Source organism: Flavonifractor sp. An306 (assembly GCF_002159455.1).
Taxonomy (GTDB): domain Bacteria; phylum Bacillota; class Clostridia; order Oscillospirales; family Oscillospiraceae; genus Flavonifractor.
Genome location: NZ_NFIQ01000032.1, coordinates 36,854 through 43,031 on the forward strand (window position 1 = coordinate 36,854; position 6,178 = coordinate 43,031).

The window sequence follows — 6,178 nt, forward strand, 5'->3', positions numbered from 1 at the left end:
GATACAGAGATGGAACCGATTTTACAAGTAGAACATCTGGTGCGGGAGTACGGCGGCAGGGGCAGCCTGATCCGGGCCATTGACGACGTGAGCTTCACGGTGGAGCAGGGGGAATTTGTGGGCATTATGGGGGCGTCGGGCAGCGGCAAGTCCACCCTGCTCAACTGCGTGTCCACCATTGACACCCCCACCAGCGGCAGCATCTGCGTGGAGGGCCGGGAGGTGACCCGGCTCAGGCCCAAGCAGATCTCCCGGTTCCGGCGGGAGCGGCTGGGCTTTGTGTTCCAGGACTGCAATCTGCTGGACACCCTCACCGCCTTTGAGAATATCGCCCTGGCCCTCACCATCCGGCGGGTGGCCCCGGGGCTGGTGGAGAAAAAGGTACGGGAGACCGCCCAGCTGCTGGAGATCGCCGACTGCATGGACAAATACCCCTATCAGATGTCCGGCGGCCAGCGGCAGCGGACGGCGGCGGCCCGGGCCATCGTCACCGACCCCGCCCTGGTGCTGGCTGACGAGCCCACCGGAGCGCTGGACTCCAAATCCGCCAAGCTGCTGCTGGACCGGTTTGAGGCGTTGAACCGCCAGCGGGAGGCCACCATCCTCATGGTCACCCACGACGCCTTTACCGCCAGCTACTGCCACCGGATCCTGTTCCTTCAGGACGGGGCGGTGCTCACCCAGCTGGAGCGGGGAGAGCGGAGCCGCCGGGACTTTTTCCGGCAGATCATCGGCGTGGTGACCCGGCTGGGAGGTGACCAGAGCGATGTTCTCTAAGCTGGCCCTGAAAAACGTCCGCCGCAGCGTGAAGGACTACGGGGTGTGGTTTCTCACCATTGCCTTCGGCGTGTGCCTGTTCTATGTGTTCAACGCCCTGGAAACCCAGTCGGTGCTCCGCTTTCTGGCCCAGAACCCTAAGGTCAACGTGGTGGAGGCCATCCAGCGGCTCATCGGCATCCTGTCCGTCTTTGTGTGGGTGGTGCTGGCCTTCCTGATCCTCTACGCCTCCGGCTTTCTCATCCGCCGCCGCAAAAGCGAGCTGGGTACCTATCTGCTGCTGGGCATGGAGCGGTGGCAGGTGGCCCGGCTGCTGCTGGTGGAGACGGTGTGCATCGGCGTGCTGGCCCTGGCGGCGGGGCTGGTTTTGGGCGTCCTGGCCGCCTGGGGCCTGAGCGCCTTTACCGCCGGGCTGTTCGCCGTACCCATGACCTTTTTCACCTTTGAACTGTCCCTGCCCGCCCTGGTCAAGACCGCCCTGGCCTTTGCCGTCATCTTTCTGCTGGTGATGGTGTACCACGCCTTCGCCGTGTCCCGGTGCAGGCTCATCGACCTGATGCGGGCCAATCGGGTGAACCAGACCCTGCGGCAGCGGAGCCTGGGGGCTTCGGTGGCCCTGTTCCTGGTAGGGCTCGTCCTGCTGGTCATCGCCTACGCCATGCTGCTGACCCGGGGGCTGCTGCGGGTGGATACCCTGTTCTGGGTGATGATCGGCCTGGGCAGCCTGGGCACCCTGCTGTTTTTCCGGTCCCTGTCCGGCTTTTTACTCCGCATCTGCCAGAGCAGCAAGGGGCTCTACTACAAAAATCTCAACCTCTTTGTCCTGCGGCAGTTCAACGCCCGCATCAACACCACCTACCGCTCCATGACGGTCATCTGCCTCATGCTGCTGCTGGCCCTGGGCATCACCGCCAGCTCGGTGGGGCTGAACAACACCGTGGAGCAGATGACCAATCAGATGAGCCCCCGGGACATGCAGCTGATCTTCTGGAATGAGCCGGAGGACCCGGAGCCCGACCTGGCGGCCATTTTAAAGGAAGGGGGCTTTGATCCGGAGCGCGAGTGCTCCGCCTGGCTCTCTTTCCCCGTCTATCAGGGGGAGAACTCCAACGTCCTGACCCAGGCTGACTATGACGCCATAGTTCAGCGCTGGGGCAAGGAGGAGGCGGACGCTTTCCTGGAGCGGGAGTGGCTGAAAGTGTCCGCCCACCAGGGCGGCCAGACCGCCCCGCTGAACTACTGGTACTTCCTGGCCGACTACGCCGGAGACAAGAACGCCGCCGAGGAGAAATTTGAGGAGGCGGTGTCCGGCCTGGCCCAGCTGGGGGGCTTCAGCTGGTCCAGCAAGCTGCAGAACTGGCTGGGCATGATGGGCACCAAGGTGCTGGTGCTCTTTATCGGCCTGTACCTGGGGGTGCTGTTCCTGCTGGCCTCGGCGGCGGTGCTGGCCCTCCAGCAGCTGACCCAGGCCGCCGATTCCGCCGGGCAGTACCGGCTCCTGTCCCTGCTGGGGGCCCCGGCCGGTATGCGGGGACGGGCGGTGACTGCCCAGGTGTTCCTGGCCTTCTTCCTCCCCCTGTCTCTGGCTCTGGTCCACGCGGCGGTGGGTATGACCGCCGCCAACGCCGTCATTGCCGAGGTAGGAAAGGTGGATGCCGCCGCCTCCTCCGCCGTGACCGCCCTGCTGCTGCTGGTGGTGTACGGGGGCTACTTCCTGGCCACCTGCTGGGGAAGCCGCAGAATTTTGCGCACTTCCCGGTAAAAGAACGAAAAAACCCTTGCAATCGGCCCTGAAATGTGCTATCATACCTCTTACGTGTGAGAGTAGGCGCGGTTTGCAAGCGCCAAACGATAGCGACATACCCCGTGACGGGGTCGAAAGGACGATGTAGCGTGGATATTACCAAGCTGGTTCTGAGCGTGATTGACGTGGCGGCCTGCCTGTTCCTCATCGCCGTGGTGCTGCTCCAGTCCGGCAAGAGCGCCGGCCTGTCCGGTGCCATCGCCGGTGTGGCGGACACCTTTATGGCCAAGAACAAGGCCAAGAGCTGGGACGCCAAGCTGGCCAAGATGACCAAGTGGGTGGCCATTGGATTTATGATCCTCACCTTTGTCATCTGCCTGCTCTGAGAAACCGAAAAAACGCCCTTCCGACTGCGGAAGGGCGTTTTTTGTTGGAAAAATGCCGGATGCAACTGTTGGTTGCGCCCATTGAAAGGCCGCTTGGTGGACAAATCCGCCCCTTTCGGCTATGCTGGTTGGGAAAGCGGAAGGAGGAGTACCATGACATTGGGAGAGAAGATCTGCCGCCTGCGGAAGGCCAGGGGCCTGTCCCAGGGGGACCTGGCCGATGCGCTGGGGGTGTCCCGGCAGTCGGTGTCCAAGTGGGAGACCGACAGCTCGGTGCCCGACCTGGACAAGCTGGTGGCCCTCAGCCGCCGGTTCGGCGTGACATTGGATGAACTGGTGTGCGGGGAAGGGGATGAGGAGAAGGAGCGCGAACCGGAGCCGCCCACGGCAGCCCAGCCCCAGGGCCGCCAGGTGCTGGGCGGGGTACTGCTGGCGGTGGGGCTGCTGGGCCTGCTGCTGTTCACCCTGCTGTGGGGGCTGGAGGGGCTGCTGCTGAGCCTGATGCTCCTGCTGCCCTTTCTGCTGTGCGGGGTCCTCTGTCTGAAGGTCCGGCTGCGGCTGGGGCTGTGGTGCGCCTGGGCGGTCTATCTGCCTCAGCAGGTCTACTGGACCATGGCCACCGGCATCACCTGGCGCCTGGTCCTCGCCACCCCCCATTTTACCCGGGAGATGAACTATTTCCGCCTGTTCATCGGCTGGGTGATGCTGGCGGTCATGGCGGCCCTGACAGTGGCCACGGCCCGCAGCTTCTCCGGCCTTCGGAAGGAGCCTACCTCCCCAATGGTGGGGCTGACCGCGGTGCTGTGGGCGGCGGCGCTGCTGATATGGCGGCTGTGCGCCCTGTTCTTTGGACTGTTTGCGGACGAGACCGGCCTCATCCAGCTGCCGGGGCTGGTGACCGGTCTGCTCCAGGGGGCCTGCGCCGCTGGACAGACCGCCGCCCTGGCGGCGGCAATCACGCTGACCCTGGCCCTGCTCCGGGGCAGGCGGAAACAGGTGCCCGGCTGATCCTGCGGGCCCTCCGGCGGCTTTGCCGGAGGGCCTATCTTTTCGTTGAGACCGGAAAGAAAAGGGGGTATAATAAGTAGAGTGAACACAGAAAGGAATTATATATGAAAGAATTACAAAAACTCACAGGAACTTACCAGGCCACCGGCCGTGGATTTGGATTTCTCATTCCGGAGGAGGGGGAGGACTGCTTCATCCCGCCCCGGGCCCAGGGGAGCGCCTGGAACGGGGACAAGGTATCCGCCGTCATTACCGAGGAGGACCCGGCCACCGGCCGCCGGACGGCCAGGGTGACCGGCGTGCTGGAGCGGGCCAACAAGACGGTCATCGGCGTGCTGGAAAAGCACGACCGGGCCCTGTGGCTCTGCCCGGACAGCCAGCGGCTGCCCGGCCTGATCCAGGTGGCCACCAAGCGGCGGAACCTGCGGGTGGGGGAGCGGGCGGCGGTGTCCATGACCAGCTTCGGCGGCGACCGCCATCCCCCCGTGGGCACCCTGCGGGAGACCTTCGGCCCCGCCGACCAGCGGGAGAGCGCCGTGGCGGCCATCCTGTACGGAAACGACATCCACCGGGACTTTCCCCCGGAGGTGATGGAGCAGACCCGTTCCATCCCCCAATTTGTCCAGACCGCCGCCCTGGAGGGGCGGCTGGATCTGCGGGACAAGACCATCATCACCATCGACGGGGCAACATCCAAGGACTTTGACGATGCGGTGAGCCTGGAGAAAGACGAACAGGGACGCTGGGTGCTGGGGGTCCACATCGCCGACGTGAGCCACTATGTCCAGCCCGGCACCCCCCTGGATCTGGAGGCCTATGAGCGGGGCACCTCGGTGTACTTTGCCGACCAGGTGGTGCCCATGCTGCCCGAGGCCCTGTCCAACGGCATCTGCTCCCTCAACCCCCAGGTGGACCGGCTGACCCTGTCCTGCATCCTGACCCTGGACCGGGAGGGGGCTGTGGCGGACCACCGGATTGCCAAGACCGTGATCCGGTCCGCCGAGCGGATGACTTACGGCGACTGCAACAAGCTGCTGGCGGGGGAGGACCCGGCCCTGGCGGTAAAGTACAACCATATCCTGCCCATGCTGCAGGACATGGCCGCCCTGGCCAGGGTGCTGGAGGAGCGCCGCCGCCGCCGGGGCGGCCTGGACCTGGAGACCCAGGAGAGCCAGGTGGTGTGCGACGACCAGGGAGAGCCGGTGGCTGTTTTGCTCCGCCGCCAGGGGGAGAGCGAAAAGCTCATCGAGGCCTTCATGCTGGCCGCCAACGAGTGTGTGGCAGAGCACCTGGCCCGGGCGGGGAAACCCTGCGTCTACCGGGTTCACGAAAAGCCCTCCACCGAAAAGACCGACGCCCTGCGCACCCTGGTGGCGCCGCTGGGCTATGATCTCAAGACCGCCGACGGCCCCGGCCTGCAGAAGCTGCTGGACTGGGCCAAGGGAAAGCCGGAGGAGGGGGCGGTGTCCATGATGGTGCTCCGCTCTCTGATGAAGGCCCGGTACGACGGGGAGAACCTGGGCCACTTCGGCCTGGCGGCCCCCTACTACTGCCACTTTACCTCCCCCATCCGCCGCTACCCGGATCTGATGGTCCACCGGATTCTCACCGCCCTTCTGGACGGCAAGTGGAACAAGGAAGGGAAGCGGCTGACCGCTGCCGTGCCCCGGGCCGCCCTCCAGTCCTCCCAGCGGGAGCTGGCCGCCCAGCAGGCCGAGCGGGAGATTGAAAAGCGGTATCTGGCGGAGTATATGTCCCATCAGCTGGGGGAGAAGTTCACCGGCGCCATTACCGGCGTCACCCGGTTCGGCCTGTTCGTCATGGTGGCCGGCGGGGTGGAGGGGCTGCTGCCGGCGGAGGCCCTGCCCGGCGGACCCTGGGAGTACGACGAGGCCCGGCTCACCCTCCAGGGTCCCAATGGCCGGTACGCCCTGGGCATGGAGCTGGAGGTGGAGTGCGCCGCCGCCGATCCGGTGTCCGGCCAGATCGACTTCATCCTGCCCGGCGGCGTCCCCGTGCCCGCCCGGAAGCCCAAACAGGAGGAGCGGTCCAGACCGCCCCGCCGGAAGGAGGGGAAGGGCCGGGGCCGGTCCATGCACGTGCCCAAGCGCCGCAAGGGAGGGAGAAAGCGATGACAAAACGTTGGCTCATACCGGTTCTATTACTGATGGTATTTGCTTTAGCGGCCTGCGGCGGTCAGCCGGAGGTTACGCCCACGCCGGAGGCCACTCCCACCGTGACGCCTACCCCCACGCCGGAGCCC

At 65.4% G+C, this 6,178-nt stretch carries 5 protein-coding genes; all 5 read left to right on the forward strand.

All coding sequences use genetic code 11. The features are described 5' to 3' along the window. Nucleotides 1-9: 9 nt before the first annotated feature. Nucleotides 10-777, forward strand: a complete 768-nt coding sequence (locus B5F88_RS09665) for an ABC transporter ATP-binding protein (protein WP_087345029.1) — start codon at nucleotides 10-12, stop codon at nucleotides 775-777. Next, nucleotides 767-2,539, forward strand: coding sequence for an ABC transporter permease (locus B5F88_RS09670; protein ID WP_087345032.1), 1,773 nt, complete (start codon nucleotides 767-769; stop codon nucleotides 2,537-2,539). Before B5F88_RS09665 ends, B5F88_RS09670 begins: the two co-directional genes overlap by 11 nt. A 131-nt stretch (nucleotides 2,540-2,670) precedes the next feature. Beyond that, complete coding sequence (gene secG / locus B5F88_RS09675) at nucleotides 2,671-2,907, forward strand: preprotein translocase subunit SecG (RefSeq protein ID WP_204246220.1); 237 nt, start codon at nucleotides 2,671-2,673, stop codon at nucleotides 2,905-2,907. A 153-nt stretch (nucleotides 2,908-3,060) separates the two neighbouring features. Continuing rightward, entirely contained in the window at nucleotides 3,061-3,915 is an 855-nt protein-coding gene (locus tag B5F88_RS09680) for a helix-turn-helix transcriptional regulator (protein WP_087345035.1), read from the forward strand. A gap of 104 nt (nucleotides 3,916-4,019) precedes the next feature. Continuing rightward, nucleotides 4,020-6,050, forward strand: coding sequence for a ribonuclease R (gene rnr, locus B5F88_RS09685; RefSeq protein WP_087345039.1), 2,031 nt, complete (start codon nucleotides 4,020-4,022; stop codon nucleotides 6,048-6,050). Nucleotides 6,051-6,178 lie beyond the last annotated feature (128 nt).

Coding starts and splice junctions, on each gene's coding strand:
- B5F88_RS09665 (WP_087345029.1), top strand. CDS start 10: ATGGAACCGATTTTACAAGTAGAACATCTGGTGCGGGAGTACGGCGGC.
- B5F88_RS09670 (WP_087345032.1), top strand. CDS start 767: ATGTTCTCTAAGCTGGCCCTGAAAAACGTCCGCCGCAGCGTGAAGGAC.
- B5F88_RS09680 (WP_087345035.1), top strand. CDS start 3,061: ATGACATTGGGAGAGAAGATCTGCCGCCTGCGGAAGGCCAGGGGCCTG.
- rnr (WP_087345039.1), top strand. CDS start 4,020: ATGAAAGAATTACAAAAACTCACAGGAACTTACCAGGCCACCGGCCGT.